At 37.2% G+C, this 18,846-nt stretch carries 17 protein-coding genes; 16 read left to right on the top strand and 1 reads right to left on the bottom strand.

The window, feature by feature from the left end:
* The first annotated feature begins 12 nt into the window (after window positions 1–12).
* The 3 genes from dapA (at window position 13) to NSU17_RS02645 (ending at window position 5,119) form a co-directional block, all read left to right on the top strand.
* Entirely contained in the window at window positions 13–894 is an 882-nt protein-coding gene (dapA, locus tag NSU17_RS02655; RefSeq protein WP_096550696.1) for a 4-hydroxy-tetrahydrodipicolinate synthase, read from the top strand.
* A gap of 161 nt (window positions 895–1,055) precedes the next feature.
* A complete protein-coding gene (locus NSU17_RS02650; protein WP_340704218.1) occupies window positions 1,056–2,723 on the top strand; it encodes a ribonuclease J in 1,668 nt (555 codons plus the stop codon).
* 98 nt (window positions 2,724–2,821) lie between these two features.
* Complete coding sequence (locus NSU17_RS02645; RefSeq protein WP_340704217.1) at window positions 2,822–5,119, top strand: FtsK/SpoIIIE family DNA translocase; 2,298 nt, start codon at window positions 2,822–2,824, stop codon at window positions 5,117–5,119.
* 185 nt (window positions 5,120–5,304) lie between these two features.
* Here NSU17_RS02645 and NSU17_RS02640 read toward each other — a convergent pair whose 3' ends face one another.
* Window positions 5,305–5,493 carry a hypothetical protein gene (locus NSU17_RS02640; RefSeq protein WP_340704216.1) on the bottom strand — a complete coding sequence of 63 codons (189 nt, stop codon included), beginning with the start codon at window positions 5,491–5,493 and terminating at the stop codon, window positions 5,305–5,307.
* A gap of 408 nt (window positions 5,494–5,901) precedes the next feature.
* On the opposite strand from NSU17_RS02640, the gene NSU17_RS02635 reads away from it, so the two are divergent.
* The 13 genes from NSU17_RS02635 to NSU17_RS02575 all read left to right on the top strand — a co-directional run bounded on the left by NSU17_RS02635 (window position 5,902) and on the right by NSU17_RS02575 (window position 18,770).
* Complete coding sequence (locus NSU17_RS02635) at window positions 5,902–6,372, top strand: hypothetical protein (RefSeq protein WP_340704215.1); 471 nt, start codon at window positions 5,902–5,904, stop codon at window positions 6,370–6,372.
* A gap of 230 nt (window positions 6,373–6,602) precedes the next feature.
* On the top strand, window positions 6,603–7,865 hold the full coding sequence (gene yfmF / locus NSU17_RS02630; protein ID WP_340704214.1) for an EF-P 5-aminopentanol modification-associated protein YfmF: 1,263 nt from the start codon (window positions 6,603–6,605) through the stop codon (window positions 7,863–7,865).
* Entirely contained in the window at window positions 7,865–9,157 is a 1,293-nt protein-coding gene (gene yfmH, locus NSU17_RS02625) for an EF-P 5-aminopentanol modification-associated protein YfmH (RefSeq protein WP_340704213.1), read from the top strand. The genes yfmF and yfmH overlap by 1 nt, the downstream gene beginning before the upstream one ends.
* Window positions 9,154–9,882: an elongation factor P 5-aminopentanone reductase gene (gene ymfI, locus NSU17_RS02620; protein ID WP_340704212.1), complete on the top strand. Its 729-nt coding sequence runs from the start codon at window positions 9,154–9,156 to the stop codon at window positions 9,880–9,882. Before yfmH ends, ymfI begins: the two co-directional genes overlap by 4 nt.
* 44 nt (window positions 9,883–9,926) lie before the next feature.
* Entirely contained in the window at window positions 9,927–10,184 is a 258-nt protein-coding gene (locus NSU17_RS02615; protein ID WP_016836823.1) for a DUF3243 domain-containing protein, read from the top strand.
* A 285-nt stretch (window positions 10,185–10,469) separates the two neighbouring features.
* Window positions 10,470–11,249, top strand: a complete 780-nt coding sequence (locus tag NSU17_RS02610; protein WP_016836824.1) for a DUF3388 domain-containing protein — start codon at window positions 10,470–10,472, stop codon at window positions 11,247–11,249.
* Window positions 11,250–11,267: 18 nt separating this feature from the next.
* On the top strand, window positions 11,268–12,164 hold the full coding sequence (locus tag NSU17_RS02605) for a helix-turn-helix domain-containing protein (protein ID WP_340434414.1): 897 nt from the start codon (window positions 11,268–11,270) through the stop codon (window positions 12,162–12,164).
* A gap of 51 nt (window positions 12,165–12,215) precedes the next feature.
* Window positions 12,216–12,794 carry a CDP-diacylglycerol--glycerol-3-phosphate 3-phosphatidyltransferase gene (gene pgsA, locus NSU17_RS02600; protein WP_016836826.1) on the top strand — a complete coding sequence of 193 codons (579 nt, stop codon included), beginning with the start codon at window positions 12,216–12,218 and terminating at the stop codon, window positions 12,792–12,794.
* 13 nt (window positions 12,795–12,807) lie between these two features.
* Window positions 12,808–14,061, top strand: a complete 1,254-nt coding sequence (locus NSU17_RS02595; RefSeq protein WP_096550706.1) for a competence/damage-inducible protein A — start codon at window positions 12,808–12,810, stop codon at window positions 14,059–14,061.
* Window positions 14,062–14,198: 137 nt separating this feature from the next.
* Complete coding sequence (gene recA, locus NSU17_RS02590; RefSeq protein WP_016836828.1) at window positions 14,199–15,260, top strand: recombinase RecA; 1,062 nt, start codon at window positions 14,199–14,201, stop codon at window positions 15,258–15,260.
* 526 nt (window positions 15,261–15,786) lie between these two features.
* Window positions 15,787–17,340, top strand: coding sequence for a ribonuclease Y (gene rny, locus NSU17_RS02585; protein WP_016836829.1), 1,554 nt, complete (start codon window positions 15,787–15,789; stop codon window positions 17,338–17,340).
* 207 nt (window positions 17,341–17,547) lie between these two features.
* Window positions 17,548–18,345 carry a TIGR00282 family metallophosphoesterase gene (locus tag NSU17_RS02580; protein WP_340704211.1) on the top strand — a complete coding sequence of 266 codons (798 nt, stop codon included), beginning with the start codon at window positions 17,548–17,550 and terminating at the stop codon, window positions 18,343–18,345.
* Window positions 18,346–18,503: 158 nt separating this feature from the next.
* Complete coding sequence (locus tag NSU17_RS02575; protein WP_016836831.1) at window positions 18,504–18,770, top strand: stage V sporulation protein S; 267 nt, start codon at window positions 18,504–18,506, stop codon at window positions 18,768–18,770.
* Window positions 18,771–18,846: the final 76 nt, after the last annotated feature.

Genomic DNA, 18,846 nt, shown 5'->3' with positions numbered 1-18,846 from the left:
GGAGGGTTAGATTTGGATTTAGGTAGGATCGCTACTGCCATGGTTACACCGTTTCAAGAAAATGGTGATATTGACTTTGAGGCGGTGGAGAGACTCATTGAATATCTTCTTGCGAATGGAACCGATTCGATTGTCGTTTGTGGAACAACTGGAGAATCACCTACTCTATCAACTGAAGAAAAACTTCAGTTGATTCGGTTTACGGTTGAAAAGGTGAACAAACGGGTGCCTGTCATTGCAGGAACAGGCTCCAATAATACGAAACAAACAATTGAGCTAACTAAAAAAATAGAGAGCCTCGGAGTTGACGGGGTTATGTTGGTTGCTCCCTACTACAATAAACCTAATCAAAAAGGACTTTATGCACATTTTGAGGCAGTAGCAGAAGAAACAACATTACCAATTGTTGTGTACAATGTGCCAGGGCGCACGAGTTCGAATATTGAAGCAGCCACAACAATTGCATTAAGTAAAATACCTAATATCCAAGTCGTAAAAGAAGCGAGCGGTAATTTAGATCAAATATCTGAAATACTAGCAAATACTCATGATAAATTTCTCGTTTATAGCGGAGACGATGCGTTAACACTACCGCTGTTGGCAATTGGAGGACGAGGTGTCATTTCCGTTGCTTCGCATATCGTAGGAAACAAAATGCAAGCGATGATTCAAGCTTTTGAAGAAGGAAGACACGCATTTGCAGCGAAAATGCATCAAACGCTATTACCTTTGTTTAAGCAACTCTTTAAAAACCCAAATCCGGTTCCGATAAAATACGCAATGAGTAAAGTTGGTTTCCATATTGAAAAAGTTCGATTGCCTTTAGTCGAGATGACCGATGAAGCAAAACAAGAATTTGATCATGTTTGGGAACAAGTGAAGCAAAACATTTGAAGCCTGCTCTCCAAACAATTCTTTTTGAGTTGTTTGGGTGGTAGGCTTTTTTTAAAATTTACAATATCGAAATTCCATTTTTTATTTGTACTTCCTCCCCTCTCACCGTATAATGATAAATAAGTGGTTGTGCGTTCGGGATAATATTAGGAGGAAAGATTGTGGTAAAAACAAAAAATGAAGTAATCCGAATCATCCCACTTGGAGGCGTGGGAGAAATCGGGAAATCCATGTACGTTATTGAAATCGATGACGAAGTCTTTATTGTCGATAGCGGTTTAATGTTTCCAGAAGATGAAATGCTTGGTATTGACATCGTCATCCCTGACTTTACTTATTTGGAAGAAAACAAAGATCGGATTAAAGGAATATTTCTTACTCATGGTCATGAAGATGCAATTGGTTCTATTGCCTATGTATTGCAAAAAATTAATGCACCTGTGTACGGATCGAAATTAACAATTGCTCTTGCTAAGGAACATTTAAAAGAATTACCTGCTCCACATCAAGTGAAATTCTTCGAAGTAACAAACAAAAGTCGCATGAACTTTCAATCGACTTATGTAACCTTCTTCCATACAACACATAGCATTCCTGATTCTTTAGGAATTGTGTTCCATACTTCTGAAGGGGCAATTGTGCACACAGGAGAATTTAAATTTGACCAATCTGCAAAAGGAAAGTTTAAACCAGATCTTGCAAAAATGGCTCAGTTAGGTGAAGAAGGAGTATTTATTTTACTTTCAGAATCAACAGAAGCAGAGCGACCAGGGTATACGACGAGTGAAACGGAAATTGAGGAAAGGTTAGCGAAATTCTTCCATTCTGCACCTGCCCGTATCATTGTTGCAGTATATGCTTCAAATTTTATCCGCATTCAACAAGTATTTAACCAGGCACAAAAATCAAATCGTAAAGTAGCTATCGTTGGGAAAAGCCTCGAAAAAGTCATCGATATTGGAGTAAAACTTGGATATTTATCCATAGACGAAAACACATTAATTCCTGTTTCAGAAATTAATCAATATGAAGATGATGAATTGATTATTATTGTGACAAGCAATCAAGGAGAACCTTTAGATGCCCTTGATAAAATTGTACGAAAACAACATCGCGATATTCGAATAAAAGAAACAGATACTCTATTAATTACTTTCACGCCGTCACCAGGAATGGAAGTGCAGATGTCAAATGTCATGAACAATCTTGCGAAAGCTGGTGCAACGGTATTGGCAGCCGATAAAAAAGTCCATGTATCTGGACACGGTAGCCAAGAAGATTTAAAACTAATGTTAAACTTAATGAAACCAAAATATTTTATCCCGATCCAAGGCGAATACCGAATGTTAATTGCACATTCCAAATTAGCACAGCAAGTTGGAATTGATAAATCGCGCATTTTTATTGCGGATAAAGGCGATGTTGTGGAATATCGAAATGGTAAAATGCGCATAATCGGACGCGTACAAGCAGGAAATGTTCTTATTGACGGAAGCGGTATCGGTGACGTTGGAAATATCGTTTTGCGCGACAGAAAACTGCTCTCCCAAGACGGTATAATCATCGTTGTCGTAACCTTAAACCGTGCCCAAAAGCGAATTGCTTCAGGACCAGAAATTATTTCTCGCGGATTTGTTTACGTTCGTGAATCTGAAGAACTAATTTCAGAAGCGACGGAAATTGCCCGTGAATGTATTGAAAAATATGTAAGCAAAGACACGTTCGAATGGACAAATATTAAACAAGAAATCCGAGAAACGCTAAATGCTTATTTATTCCAAAAAACAAAACGACGACCAATGATTATCCCGATTATCATGGAATATTAAGCTAGACTAGATAAGACAGGATTTTCTTCACCGTACAGCGGTTAAGGAAATCCTTTTTCTCATACTGATGATTGTTTCTTGTAGAGTAGGTGAACAATATGGCGAGGAAGAAAACGAAAGCGAAAACAAAAGCAAAGGCTGGCATTTCTCCCCTTTATTTTGAAATCATCGGATTAATTTTAATTGGCTTTGCCATCATCATCTTTTTTGAATATGGTTTTGTAGGTCGAATGGTGCAAAGTATTTCGATGTTTTTTTTCGGTAATCTTTACTTCGCAGTGCCAACATTCCTCTTTTTATTCGCAATATTATTGATGATTAAGCGAGAAAAAATCCCATTTACCGATCGCGTTTTACTCGGTGCGATGATGATGATTTTCAGTTTATCCATTTTTAGTCATAGTGTTTTGTTTGATGAATTATATAAGCGGGATGCGTTGGAATCTCAATCAGTATTGAAAGAAACTTGGCGAATAATGATTAGTGATGAGGGCATTCAAAATAGAAGCAATGCGCTTGGCGGTGGAATGATTGGTGCGTTTTTGTTTAGTATGTTTCACATTTTATTCGGTGCAACTGGAGCGAAAGTGGTAGCAATTCTATTATTTTTCATTGGAATTGTTTTAGTCACAGGAAAAGCTTTTGTACCGATGATTGCTGAAAAAATTCCAAACTTCAAATTAAAATTGCCGAAAAAGAAAAAACGTAAACGCCGTTCATTAAATAAAGACGAGAATAAGCGTAAACGAGAGAAATCTGAAGAACAAACAGCATTAAAAGAGATGGCGGCAACAAGTGAAGAATCGGTCCCATTATTGTTAGTGGAAGATGATGAAGATGATGAACCAATCATTTCTGATTTTACTCAAAATATTCAAAAAGAGCAGCAACTAGCGCAAGCAGTACAAGAAGACGATAAACAGGATACAATTGAAGATACAATTCAACAATCCGTTGAAAACAACGTGGAAAATCAAGATTACCGGTTGCCGCCTATGACTTTATTAAATGTCCCTCCAGAGCATGATCAAAGCGGCGAATATTCTATCATTCAAGCGAACGCAAAAAAACTTGAGCAAACGCTTTTAAGTTTTGGCGTAAAGGCAAAAGTAGTGCAAGTTCATTTAGGTCCAGCCGTAACAAAATATGAAGTGATGCCAGACGTTGGAGTAAAAGTTAGTCGAATTGTCAATTTACAAGATGACTTAGCTCTTGCACTTGCAGCAAAAGATATTCGAATGGAAGCGCCGATTCCAGGAAAATCAGCCATCGGTATTGAAGTGCCAAATAGTGAAGTGGCAGTTGTAACGCTGAGAGAAGTTTTAGAGTCAAAAGAAAATAACAAACCGGATGCTAAACTGTTGATTGGATTGGGGCGAGATATTGCTGGACAGGCAATCTTAGCTGAATTAAATAAAATGCCTCACTTGCTTGTTGCAGGTTCAACCGGAAGTGGGAAAAGTGTATGTATTAACGGCATCATCATCTCGATTTTAATGCGAGCAAAACCACATGAAGTGAAAATGATGTTAATTGACCCGAAAATGGTTGAGCTCAATGTTTATAACGGAATTCCACATTTGTTAGCGCCTGTTGTCACGAACCCGAAAAAAGCCTCACAAGCCTTGCAAAAGGTTGTGAGTGAAATGGAAAGACGTTACGATTTATTCTCTCATACTGGAACGAGAAATATAAAAGGGTACAACAGCTACGTAGAGCGCTACAACAAAGAGCATGAAGAGCAATTATCAAAATTACCTTATATCGTTGTCATTATTGACGAGTTAGCAGATTTAATGATGGTAGCTTCCCACGATGTGGAAGATGCCATTACGAGACTTGCACAAATGGCTCGTGCAGCAGGAATTCACTTAATTATCGCAACTCAACGGCCATCTGTTGATGTCATTACTGGAGTCATCAAGGCAAATATCCCATCTCGAATTGCCTTCGCTGTATCAAGTACTGTCGATTCAAGAACTATTCTTGATACAGGCGGAGCAGAACGCCTATTAGGTCGAGGGGATATGTTGTTTATGCCAGCAGGTACTTCCAAACCAATACGTGTTCAAGGGGCATTTGTTTCTGATGAGGAAGTACAAGCGGTAGTAGATTATGTCATTGCTCAACAAAAAGCCCAATATGATGAAACGATGATTCCAACTGATGAACCAGATGATCAATCTTTTGAAGAAGAAACAGACGAGCTTTATGATGAAGCGGTGAAATTAGTGGTGGAAATGCAATCTGCATCCATTTCTATGCTGCAACGTCGTTTTCGAATTGGTTATTCCCGCGCAGCAAGAATTGTTGACCAAATGGAAGCTCGCGGTGTAGTCGGCCCTCCTGATGGCAGCCGTCCAAGACAAGTATTAATCTCGAGTATACAGGAATAATAAGCGATTCATTCAATGCTCTCTATTAGGATGACAATCTATCTTCATCAAAATCATTAATGATGTTTATAATCTTTTGCCCATACCTCGTTTCATTTGAGAACTAAGGTATGGGCCATGGTTCTTTTAATCTTGTGTTTCCTTAATTTTTTCCTCAAGCTGCTTTAACTGTTTCTTTAGATCATCTATCTCTCTTTCACCTGTTCTTTGAGATTATCAATTTGTTCACGCATCTTATCCTTTTCTTGTTCTGACTTAAAAGCTTCTATTTGTGATTGAAAGTCAGCATTAACATCTATATCTAGTTGAATAATTGCTCCAATGGTTGCCAGTGCGTCCCCTAGAGTTGCTAATGCACCGCCAATTATCCCCAAAATTACCCCACTGTTGTTAGGTGGTTTATATTGGAAATCATCTGAATTTTAGGAATTTTTCTATTAATATTAGATGTATATGGGACATAAGGGGAAATATAAATTTTATTCTCTTTCATGAACCCTTTACCCCTTTTCAAACTTTTTTGATTTACCATAGCTTATTAACTTAACTGATTGAATGTTATGCAAAAAAGGGTTAGAGTTGCATCATTCGGATTTTTTTCACCCTTCATTCGTCACAATTTGATTCAAACTGTACAAAGAGCGTATGAACAATTGCTAAGTGAAGGATACATTTATAGTGTAGAACGCTCAGGCTATTTTATTTCAGAATATAACGGTGATTGGTGTCACATAGTTGTGATTGAGAAGAGCCAATCTATAATTTAAAAAATGGGCAAGTCGATGCAGAGGCTTATCTATACAAGGCATATGGTGCTGCCAACTTCCCTTGCTGTTGATTTCCAAAACTTTTATCAGCATCAAAAATCAACTGTGTCGAGAATTGCTCAACTTGTTGTGGCTGAATTGATGGAATCTGGTTATTTTGTAAAACATATTGAAAAAATGCGCACGCTGTATCGGAAAAAATGGAAAACATTAATAGAAGCATTACAAGTTTATTTAACGGATGAATTTAAAATTTTCGGCGATACAGCAGGACTGCATATTGTCATACAATTACCTCCATGGTTATCTGAGAAACGTGCTGTACAAATTGCTCTTGAAAAAGGAATTGATATTGATCCGGTCTCAAAATATTATCAAACAACTACACCTCAAAACCTAGTCATGATAGGATTTGGTGCCATCCCTTTAGAAAAGATTCATCCTGTCATACAAACATTAGCTGATGGTTGGTTACAATCGCGGTAATGGAAGAATCTACTATACTACAATCTTCAAAAAATTCTTCATTAAGCCATATGTAATGCTAAAAGGAAAATTTTCTATTAAAATGAAAATGTTGTACATAAACTGTTCCTTTGCATGTATAGTAGTAATAGCAGTTAATTGGGTATATTTCTGAATAATAAACGAGCCTCTTGAGAAAATTATTTTTATGAGGCATATACACAATATATGGGAAGTCAGGAGGAATTTTTTTGTTTCAAACGACGAAATTAGCGGAGGGCGTTTCGCTACATATAAGAAAAACGACACAATTTAAGACGGTGAATTTCTCTTTTAAGTTTAGGACACCTTTAACGACAAAAGTGGCAGCTGAGCGAGCTGTTCTTTCAAACGTATTACAACATAGCAATGAGCGGTTTAAAAAATCAGCAGAGTTTCGCAGTTATTTAGATGATTTATATGGTACGATGCTTTATTTCGACGTATCGAAACGCGGTGCGGAACATACTGTAGTGTTGAACGTAGAAACGGTAAATGATCAATATTTATCGAATCATCCTGTTTTAAATGATGTGATTGGCTTATTACAAACAGTTATTTTCCATCCAAATATGGAAAACGGACAATTTGTTCCATCGATCGTCGAACGGGAGAAACAAATTGTTATCCAACGAATTGAATCAATTTTTGACGATAAAACTCGCTATGCTCAACAACGGTTAACACAAATTTTACGTCCGAATCATCCTGCATCTATTCCAGCAAGCGGCTCAATTGAAGCGGTAAAAGAAGTAACTCCGGAGTCGCTGACAGAGGCTTATTATTCCATGATTCATAACGACAAAATTGACATCTACGTAGCAGGAGATATCGACACGGAAGAAATTCAAGAAAAAATGAAAAAAGCTTTCCAGTTTAAAGATCGAACTCCTCAACAACTAAATTACAATGAGGAATCAAAACCTGAGAAAGATTATGTAAAAGAGTTTCAAGATATGAAGCAAGGGAAGCTGCATATTGGCTTTAGCACACCGGTGAAATTTGGCGATCCAGATTTTCCTAAAATGCAAATTTTCAACGGTGTATTTGGCGGATATGCCCACTCGAAACTATTTATGAATGTCCGTGAGCGTGAAAGTTTAGCATATTACGCTTCCAGTTCCTATTCGCCTCATTACGGTCTACTTTTCGTTGTTTCAGGAATTGAACCAAGCAACGAGAAAAAGGCAATTGATATTATTTTTGAACAGTTAGAAGACATGAAAAAAGGAAATATTTCCGATTTAGAATTGAATCAAACGCGGGCGATGTTGACAAATCAATTGAGAGAAGCGTTGGATTTAGCTCGTGGTCAAATTGATATATTTGATCAATATAAAGATTTAGATGAAGAATTTTCTGTAGAATTGTGGAAGGAACGTTGGAATAAAGTGACAAAAGATGATTTAAAACAAATGGCATCTCAAATTCAACATGAAGCAACATATTTCTTATGCGGAAAGGAGGCGAAATAATGGAAACGATTGAATTTCAACAATTAGATGAAACGTTATATTATAAAAAATTATCCAATGGACTTGATGTATATATATTGCCAAAAAAGGGATTCTCTAAAACTTTCGTAACTTTTACTACAAAATATGGATCCATTGATCGTACCTTTACGCCAATCGGAGAATCGGAGCGTATCACAGTTCCAGATGGCATCGCCCATTTTCTTGAACATAAAATGTTTGAAAAAGAAGAAGGCGATGTATTCCAAAAGTTCAGTGAAAGAGGAGCGTCTGCAAACGCATTTACTTCTTTTACAAGAACAGCTTATTTATTTTCTGCAACGGATAATATTTTCGAAAATACGGAAACATTGTTAGACTTCGTGCAACAACCGTATTTTACTGAAAAAACGGTAGAAAAAGAAAAAGGAATTATCGGGCAAGAAATCACAATGTATGATGACCAGCCGGATTGGCGACTGTATTTTGGGACAATTGAAAATATGTATCACAATCATCCTGTAAAAATTGATATCGCTGGAACGATTGAATCCATTGATCAAATTACAGCTGAACATTTATATACTTGCTATAATACGTTTTATCATCCTTCCAATATGTTGTTATTTATTGTTGGAAATGTCGATCCAAAAGAAATGATGAATTTTATTGAAGAAAACCAAAATAAAAAGTCCTTTAAAGAAGCACCTGAAATTGATCGCTATTTTGAGGAAGAACCTTTGGAAGTAGCGGTAAAGAAGCGGGAAATTAAAATGGATGTTCAACAGCCGAAAGTGTACGTTGGACTGAAAGCGAAGGAAACGAATTTAAAAGGCGAAGAAATGCTTAAACATGAACTTGCTATTCAAATTGGTTTAGAATGTTTATTTGGCCGCGCATCCCAATTTTACACAGATGTATATGATAATGGGTTGATTGATGAATCCTTTGCTTACGATTTTACTTTAGAGAAGGGATTTGGATTCGCTTTAGTTGGCTCAGATTCACCGGATCCTGATGCACTCGTCGAAAAAATATTGCATACCGTTAATCATGCAAACAAAATTTTCAATGAAGAGGCGATTGAACGTATAAAACGAAAAAAAATCGGCTTCTTCTTAAGAGCGTTAAATTCTTTAGAATATATTGCAAACCAATTTACAAGATATAAATTTAATGATATGAATTTGTTTGATGCAGTTCCTGTAATTGAAAAAATCACATTGGAAGATGTGAAAGAAGCTTTTCAATCCATTCAAGGCGAATCTCAACAAACGACATTCAAAATTTTACCGACAAGGAGCCCGCAATGAAAAAATATGCACTTGTGATTGGAGCTTCCGGTGCAATCGGTAGTGCGATTGTAAAGCGTCTAGCTAAAGATGGCTGGTCGCTTTATTTGCATTATTTTAAAAATCGTGAAAAAGTGGAGCATTTAGTAGATGATTTGAATACTGCTTATCCTCACTTGGAATTCATCCCGGTACAAGCGGATTTCTCTGTTGATGGTGGGGCAGAACAATTGGTCAATCAAATTTATTCTATTCAAGCGGTCATTTTTGCCGGTGGTACCGCATATTATGGTCTACTTGAAGATACCCCATCAAGCGTTATCGATCAACTATGGAAAGAGCATGTACAAAACCCCATTCGGCTTGTTGCACTTTTATCAAAAAAATTGCGTCAACATGATATTAGTTATATTATGTTTATCGGTTCTATTTGGGGAGAAGCTGGAGCTGCTTATGAAACTGTGTATGCTACAGTAAAAGGTGCCCAACATGCTTTCGTGAAAGCATATGCAAAAGAAGCAGCCTATCAAGGAATTTTAGTAAATGCGATTGCACCTGGTATCATCAATACGGAAATGAATGATCATTTGTCGGAAGAAGAAAAACAGGAAATTTATAATGAAATTCCACTTCATCGCATGGGGGAACCTGAGGAAGTTGCGAATATGGTCTCCTTTTACATTAGTGGACAGGCAGATTATGTCACAGGCCAAATTATACGTTTAAATGGTGGTTGGTACATATAATGAACGTTGCTTGTCCATACTAATGATGAAAAGGAGGAGATAATATGGAAATATTACAAAACTGGGAACGATGGAAATCATTTCTTGGACAACAAGTAGAAAATGCAAAAAATATGGGCTTGTCTGATAACACAATTGAAAAAACAGCGGTCCAAATCGGCGAATATTTAGCGAAAAATGTTGACCCAAAAAATGAACAAGAGAGAGTACTCGCCGATCTATGGTCAGTAGCTAGTGAAAAAGAAAAACATGCACTAGCAAGCTGTGTTATGAAATTAGTCCAAAACAGAAACATTAACTAATGATGGAAACTTTTTTGGTTGTTACTTTTTAACTAAACTATTCATATCATCATCTTGAATAGTATTTTGTTTTCTTTCCGTATGTGTATTTAAAAGGAAAAAGGGGGAAATTTCCTCCTTTTTCTTCATTCCAATTCATCAAATATGAATGAGTCGTAAAAAGATGAATAATTTTGTCCAATTTAGCATAATTTTGTCGCATTCTAACTTTTCAATACATATAAAATCAGATATGATGAAACTTGTAGGTCATTATTTTCGTTAGAAATAAGGGGACGGTTGTAAATGGGTGAATGGTATTTTGAATATGAAATTCAAGTAAATCGTCCAGGATTGTTAGGTGATATTGCCTCTCTACTTGGTATGCTTAAAGTGAACATTGTAACGATTAATGGTGTAGACGAAGGCCGTCGAGGTTTGTTGTTAAAATCCGAAAATGAAGAATCCATTAGACGTTTTCAATCGATTGTCAACACAATTGATGATATCCGCGTCACAAAATTGCGTGAGCCAAAAGTTCGAGATCGTTTAGCTGTTCGCCATGGTCAATATATTGAAAGAGACGCAGATGAAAAAAATACTTTTCGTTTTGTTCGAGATGAACTAGGAATTTTAGTTGACTTCATGGCTGAATTATTTAAAACCGAGGGACATAAGTTAATCGGAATTCGTGGAATGCCTCGAGTAGGCAAGACAGAATCAATTGTTGCAGCGAGTGTCTGTGCTAATAAAAAATGGATATTTTTATCCTCTACTATGATTAAACAAACGATTCGAAAACAATTAATGGGAGATGAATTTAATACAAATAATATTTTTATTCTCGATGGAGTCGTTTCTAGAATGACGACAGATGAAAGGCATTTGCAACTTGTGCGTGAAGTAATGAAAATGCCTAGTGTAAAAGTAATAGAACATCCAGATATTTTTGTAAAACACTCCGAATATAACATTGAAGATTTTGATTATATTATCGAATTACGCCATCATCCAGATGAAGAAATCGTTTATGATGCCATTGAGAAGAATGACACTTTTGCCAATGGGGACTTTTTCTCATTTTAATAATATTAAATAAAGTAGGTGTTATGGTTGACAGAGCTCGGTACTCGCCTAAAAGAAGCGAGATTGTCTAAAGGATATAGTTTAGATGATTTACAAGAGATTACGAAAATACAAAAAAGGTATTTAGTCGGCATTGAAGAAGGAAATTATTCTATTATGCCGGGTACCTTTTACGTACGAGCATTTATCAAGCAATATGCTGAAGCAGTTGGACTTGATCCGGATGAAATTTTTGAGGAATTTAAAAACGAAATTCCTAGTCATCAAACGGAGGAAGTAGCACAATCATTCTCCCAAAGTCCAACTCGTAAAAAATTAAAAACAACATCCACAAATAAATTAATGGAATCTTTGCCTAAATATGTTGTTGCCTTATTTATTATCATCATCATTGCTGTCCTTTGGTTCTTTTTCTCTCAAAGGCCATCAGCTCCAGAAGAACAAGTAACAGAAAATAATACTGAGCCAATTGAATATGAGCAAACAAATGTTGATAATCCTCCAGCAAAGGACGAAAATAAGGCTGGAAATGAGGAAGAGCCTAATGATCAACCAATTGTAGATGAGCAAGAAGATGATGAACAACAAACGCAAGTCATTTCAGAGGGACAAGTGCAACCGGATGGGGTTTCGACTGTTTACGAATTATCAGGAACAGACAAAATGCAAATCCGGGTTGAAGTTTCTGGTGATACTTGGGTAAGCATTCGCGATGCCAATGGTAATGAACAAGTGGATGATCGTGTCTATAAACAAGGAGAAGTAGTAGAACACGATTCATCTGCGAACGGATATGCCCGCATAAGACTTGGTTTCTCTGAAAATGCAAAAGTGTTTGTGAACGATGAAGAAATTCAATACGTTCAAAACTTGAGCGCTCAAAATATTATTATTAAATTTAGCGAGGAACAGTAGTCATCTATTATAGATGACTATTTTCTTTCGCATGAAAGGTTGTAGTAGATAATGAATTTACCGAATAAAATTACTGTTTCCCGCATTTTACTAATTCCTATTTTTGTCATTGTGATGATGTATGATTTTAATTGGGGAACGATGGAATTGTTCGGCGCTGAAATGCCTGTCCATCATTTTGTAGGTGCATTGATATTTATTGTTGCATCGTGTACTGACTGGATCGATGGGTATTTTGCCCGCAAATATAATCTTGTAACAAACTTAGGAAAATTTTTAGATCCCCTTGCTGATAAATTATTAGTCACTTCTGCATTTTTACTGTTAGTGGAATTAGGGCTTGCTCCTGCGTGGGTCATTATCATCATATTAAGCCGTGAATTTGCTGTTACTGGTTTGCGCTCCATTTTGGCCGGTGAAGGAAAAATTGTTGCTGCCAGCAACTTAGGAAAAATAAAAACATGGACGCAAATTGTTGCCATTACTGCACTGTTATTGCACAATACTATTTTTATTATGTTCGGCATACCATTTGATAAGTTGATGCTTTACGTTGCATTATTCTTTACAATTTGGTCTGGTTGGGATTATTTTTATTTAAACCGACAAGTTTTTGTTAATTCCAAATAAGTGAGGGGAAAAGATGAATGCCGAAATTATTGCAGTTGGCTCTGAGTTGCTATTAGGTCAAATTGCCAATACGAATGCAAAATTTATTTCCAGCCAATTATCAGAACTTGGTATTAACGTATATTATCATTCGGTGATTGGCGACAACGGAGGTAGGCTCAAAAAAGCGATTGAAATTGCTGAATCCCGTGCAGATTTAATCATTTTTTCCGGCGGATTAGGACCAACGAAGGACGATTTAACAAAAGAAACGATTGCAGAGCATTTAAATGTGCCTCTCGTTTTCGATGAAAAAGCACTAGAAGCAATTGAAAAATTTTTCACTAACCAAGGTAGACCGCTTACAGAAAATAATCGAAAACAAGCTCTAGTTCTACAGGGTAGTGAGGTATTAGTCAATCATCACGGTCTAGCTCCAGGCATGCTGCTTCAAAAGGGAGGACGGACATACATATTATTGCCAGGTCCGCCAAAAGAATTAGAGCCGATGTTTCAATTTGAAGCCAAACCAAAGTTAGCTTCTCTTATCAGCAAAGGAGGAATTATTCTATCTCACGTTCTTCGCTTTTATGGCATAGGAGAAGCAGAATTGGAAACAAAGATTCAACATATTTTAGATGCCCAATCAAATCCAACGATTGCCCCGCTGGCTTCTGATGGTGAAGTGACGTTGCGCATTACAGCGAAAGCGGATTCGAAAGCAGAAGCTTGGGAATTAATAAATGAAAAGAAAAGGGAAATTTTATCGATTGTTGGCAAATATAACTATGGTGTTGACGATGATACGCTCGCATCAAAAGCTGTTGAAATGCTCCTTCAAAATAAGTTAACGATTTCAGCTGCTGAAAGTTTAACAGCGGGATTATTTCAATCAGAACTAGCGGAAATCCCTGGCGTTAGCGGCACGCTCGTTGGTGGAATGGTGACTTATACAGAAGAGGCAAAAATCCAACAGCTGGGAATTCCAAAAGAATTGCTCAATCAATATGGTATCGTGAGTAGCGAGTGTGCTGCGAGTATGGCAAGAAATGTTCGTGAAAAGTTTGGTACGGACATTGGCATTGGTTTGACAGGAGCTGCTGGCCCAGAACCACATGACGGAGAGCCGGCAGGAACAATTTGGATTGGCATCGCGATTGGCGAGGATGTAGTGACGAGGAAACTTCAATTGTCTGGACTTCGAAATACCAACCGTTTACGTACCGTCAAATATACGTTGAGTTATTTAATCCGATTGCTTGAGGAAAAAAGATATCAAAAGGTCTAAAAATAAAATTTGAGCCAAAAAAATGGCTCAAATTTTATTTTTGCGAAAATACGTTCGGTTTTTTATTGATTATTTCTCAAAAAAGAAGTATAGTAGAAACAGAACAATACAGATTCGCTTTTTAAGGAGGAAACATTTTGAGTGATCGTAAAGCCGCCTTAGATATGGCGTTAAAACAAATTGAAAAGCAATTCGGTAAAGGCTCCATTATGAAACTCGGTGAAAAAACGGATTTGCAAATTTCGACTGTGCCAAGTGGTTCACTAGCTCTTGATGCAGCCCTTGGTGTGGGGGGATATCCGAGAGGACGTATTATTGAAATTTATGGTCCAGAGTCATCCGGTAAAACTACAGTGGCATTACATGCAATTGCGGAAGTTCAGGCACAAGGTGGACAAGCGGCATTTATTGATGCAGAACACGCATTAGACCCAATTTACGCTCAAAAATTAGGCGTTAATATCGATGAATTAATTCTTTCCCAACCTGATACTGGAGAGCAAGCGTTGGAAATTGCTGAGGCATTAGTGCGAAGCGGTGCAATTGATATTATTGTCATCGACTCTGTAGCGGCATTAGTGCCAAAAGCGGAGATTGAAGGAGAAATGGGCGACTCACACATGGGGTTACAAGCTCGCCTAATGTCTCAAGCTTTACGAAAATTATCTGGGGTCATCAATAAATCAAATACAATCTGCATTTTCATTAACCAAGTTCGTGATAAAATCGGCGTCATGTTTGGCAATCCAGAAACGACACCTGGTGGCCGTGCTTTAAAATTCTATTCTTCCATCCGTTTAGAAGTTCGCCGTGCGGAAACAATTAAACAAGGTAGCGAAATGGTAGGAAGTAAAACAAAAATTAAAGTAGTGAAAAATAAAGTAGCTCCACCATTCCGCACTGCAGAAGTGGATATTATGTTCGGTGAAGGAATTTCGAAAGAAGGCGAAATTGTCGATATTGGTGCAGAGCTAGACATTATTCAGAAGAGCGGTTCCTGGTATTCATACAACGATGAGAGAATTGGACAAGGTCGAGAAAACGTGAAACAATTCTTGAAAGCAAATCCAGAAATTCGCGATGAAATTGCACAAAAAATTCGTGAATCCTTTGGCATGACATCGAATTCCTACATGATTGCAGCTCATGACGATGACGAAGAGCTCGCAGAAGAATTACCGTTATTTGATGAAGAATAATAAACGGTGATGTTCTAAATAGCAGTATAAAAAAGTAAATAGAAGGTTTGCCCAAAGACTTCATTAAAAGAGCGAATGAGAATTTTTTGATTCTCTTTTGCTCTTTTTCTTTCTTTAGAAAGAGCAGTAATTATTCTTGGTGGAGTTTTGGTTATATTTGCATCTTTGAAAATACAAAACTCCATTTTTAGATGAATAAAATCAAATGAAAATTGGGAAAATAAGTGAAGGAAATATTTTTTGAAAATAGAAACTTAATATTTCCTATAATTAATATATTTTCCACCAATTTATATCAAAAAAACAGAAAAATTTCCTTAAAATTATCATCAAATAACGAAGTATTGAGAATCAAAATCAGCCGTCATTAGTGGTGGCAATCCTTGACAGAGCCAATTGTGAACTATACAATTAGACTGTATAATTTTTTTTAATGATAAAATGAAATAGGCAATATGTTGAGAAAAATTGTCAATATATGAGCCGACTGAAAATGCATGTGATTATAGCAAGAGGAGGTGTTCGTATGGAATACATGATCTCCGCTTTGCTTGGACTCATCGTCGGTGCCGCTGTTATCTATTTCTATATGAAAAAAGTGAATGAATCGAAAGTGAATGGTGCGAAACAACAGAGCTTGCTCATCATAGATGAAGCTAAGCGAGAAGCGGAAGCGCTAAAGAAAGAAGCACTATTGGAAGCGAAAGATGAAACTCACAAACTTCGAACTGAGGCTGAGAAAGAAATCCGCGAACGACGCGCTGAGCTTCAGAGACAAGAAAACCGGTTATTGCAAAAAGAAGAAAATCTCGATCGTAAGGATGATGCTCTAAATAAGAGAGAAGCAAGTCTAGAGAGAAAAGAAGAGGCTCTAGCCGAAAGACAACAGCATATTGAACAGATGGAAAGTAAAGTGGAAGAGCTAGTAGAACAACAACAGTCAGAATTAGAACGCATTGCTTCTTTAACGAAAGAAGAAGCGAGAGATATCATTTTAAAACAAGTTGAACAAGAACTTTCAACGGATATCGCTATGATGATTAAAGAAGCTGAAACGCGTGCTAAAGAAGAGTCTGACAAAAAAGCAAAAGAAATTTTATCGTTGGCTCTGCAACGATATGCTGCTGACCATGTGGCAGAAACAACAGTGTCGGTTGTAAACTTGCCGAATGACGAAATGAAAGGCCGAATTATCGGTCGTGAAGGACGTAATATTCGTACCCTTGAAACGCTTACTGGTATCGATTTAATTATTGATGATACTCCAGAAGCGGTTATTTTATCTGGTTTTGACCCAATCCGTCGTGAAACTGCTCGTCTTGCATTAGAGAAACTCGTGCAAGATGGACGAATTCATCCAGCTCGAATTGAAGAAATGGTTGAAAAATCACGCCGAGAAATGGACGAACATATTCGTGAAACGGGAGAACATACTACGTTTGAAGTCGGCGTTCATAATTTACATCCAGACTTAATTAAAATTTTAGGCCGCATGAAATATCGGACAAGCTATGGCCAAAATGTATTGAAACATTCCATTGAGGTTGCCCATTTGGCAGGACTCATGGCTGCTGAATTAGGTGAAGACGTAGCGCTCGCGAAACGGGCAGGATTACTTCATGATATTGGTAAAGCAATTGACCATGAAGTAGAAGGAAGCCACGTGGAAATCGGTGTTGAACTTGCTACGAAGTATAAGGAACACCCTGTTGTCATCAACAGTATAGCTTCTCACCATGGCGATGTGGAACCTACAAGCGTTATTGCAGTGATTGTAGCTGCAGCAGATGCTCTTTCAGCTGCCCGTCCTGGTGCTCGTAGTGAAACACTCGAAAACTACATCCGCCGATTGGAAAAATTGGAGGAAATTTCAGAATCCTATGAAGGGGTAGAAAAATCCTACGCAATCCAAGCAGGCCGTGAAATCCGAATCATTGTGCAACCTGAAAAAATTGATGACTTACAAGCACATCGACTTGCGCGGGATATTCGAAAACAAATTGAGGAAGAACTCAATTATCCTGGTCACATCAAAGTGACAGTCATCCGTGAAACTCGTGCAGTTGAATATGCGAAATAATAAAATATTTTAATAGCCTCTTTTGATTTTTTAATCAAAAGGGGTTTTCTTATAATTATGAAGAATAATTTCTTGGCAATGTTTCATTTTAAAAAAATAAAATGTGAAGATTATTTTCATGGCACAAGTTTATAAATAAAATAGCATTCATACTTGTAAGATGATAAAATTGAGTAGGTTTGATTTATAGAAAGTGGGTTATTCAGCTTGAAAGTACTATTTATAGGTGATATCGTCGGATCAATCGGTCGAGAGGCGGTCGAAAAATATTTACCACGATTAAAGAAAAAATATGAACCCGATGTAGTTATTGCAAATGGAGAAAATGCAGCAGCGGGTCGAGGAATCACGCAAAAAATTTATCAACAATTGTTGCAAATGGGCATTGATGTGATTACGATGGGTAATCACACTTGGGACAATAAAGAAATTTTTGAGTTTATTGACGAGGCTCAATATTTAATTCGACCTGCAAACTTTTCTAAAGAGGCACCTGGTAAAGGCGTTGTCCGAATCTCGAAAAATGGACATATTTTAACGGTCATCAATTTACATGGCCGCGTATTTTTACCTCCCCATGAAGATCCGTTTCGTATGGCGGATGAATTAGTTGAAGAAGCAAGAAAAATTTCTCCTTTAGTATTTGTTGATTTCCATGGTGAAGCAACGAGCGAAAAAATTGCATTTGGTTGGCATTTGGATGGACGGGTTTCTGCAGTCGTTGGAACACATACACATGTTCAAACAGCAGATGCAAGAATATTTCCAGGTGGTACAGCATATATAACTGATGTAGGGATGACTGGACCATACGATGAAATTTTAGGCATGAAAAAAGAAAGCGTCATTTACAAATTCCAAACGAATATGCCTTCTCGATTTGAAGTGCCAAAATCGGGAAGAGACGTATTCAGCGGCTTTTTCGTTGATATTGATAACGAAACGGGCAAAGCCACTTTTTGTGAAAGAATTTACATTAATGACGATTATCCTTTCCAAGGATAATTCCCAAGATTTTGCATGATTCCCTTCCAAAATGATTCTATTTTTCTAATTTGCTGCATAAAATGTGCTACGGACATAAGTTCAAGTCCTTTGAATGAATGCCAACAAAAAAGCTTCATTCAAAATCAATAAAAAAGCAAATATGGGGAGGAATAAATGTGGATTCATTGAAAGTATCGTCTCGCTCAAATCCTAATTCTGTAGCAGGTGCGCTCGTTGCGGTAATTCGAGAGCAAGGATATGCAGAAATGCAAGCTGTAGGTGCGGGTGCTCTGAACCAAGCGGTAAAAGCAGTAGCCATTGCCCGTGGTTTTGTAGCACCAAGCGGGACAGATTTAATCTGTTCTCCAGCATTTGCAGACATTCAAATTGGTGGAGAAGATCGTACTGCACTAAAACTTGTAGTTGAGAAACGCCAGCGATAAATCATTCAAAGTGGCGAAAGGAAGTACTTCTTCCAAAATTTACGGAGGGTGGAGAGTAAATTCTCCACCATTTTTT

The organism is Ureibacillus sp. FSL K6-2830 (assembly GCF_038004145.1).
Classification (GTDB): Bacteria; Bacillota; Bacilli; order Bacillales_A; family Planococcaceae; genus Ureibacillus; species Ureibacillus thermosphaericus.
This window is presented reverse-complemented; position numbering and strand designations above follow the sequence as displayed.

What these genes read in the sequence shown, in the direction of transcription:
- NSU17_RS02610 (WP_016836824.1), top strand. Translation starts at nt 10,470, where the DNA reads ATGGGTGAATGGTATTTTGAATATGAAATTCAAGTAAATCGTCCAGGA.
- rny (WP_016836829.1), top strand. Translation starts at nt 15,787, where the DNA reads ATGGAATACATGATCTCCGCTTTGCTTGGACTCATCGTCGGTGCCGCT.
- NSU17_RS02635 (WP_340704215.1), top strand. Translation starts at nt 5,902, where the DNA reads ATGCAGAGGCTTATCTATACAAGGCATATGGTGCTGCCAACTTCCCTT.
- yfmH (WP_340704213.1), top strand. Translation starts at nt 7,865, where the DNA reads ATGGAAACGATTGAATTTCAACAATTAGATGAAACGTTATATTATAAA.
- ymfI (WP_340704212.1), top strand. Translation starts at nt 9,154, where the DNA reads ATGAAAAAATATGCACTTGTGATTGGAGCTTCCGGTGCAATCGGTAGT.
- NSU17_RS02595 (WP_096550706.1), top strand. Translation starts at nt 12,808, where the DNA reads ATGAATGCCGAAATTATTGCAGTTGGCTCTGAGTTGCTATTAGGTCAA.
- pgsA (WP_016836826.1), top strand. Translation starts at nt 12,216, where the DNA reads ATGAATTTACCGAATAAAATTACTGTTTCCCGCATTTTACTAATTCCT.
- NSU17_RS02645 (WP_340704217.1), top strand. Translation starts at nt 2,822, where the DNA reads ATGGCGAGGAAGAAAACGAAAGCGAAAACAAAAGCAAAGGCTGGCATT.
- NSU17_RS02615 (WP_016836823.1), top strand. Translation starts at nt 9,927, where the DNA reads ATGGAAATATTACAAAACTGGGAACGATGGAAATCATTTCTTGGACAA.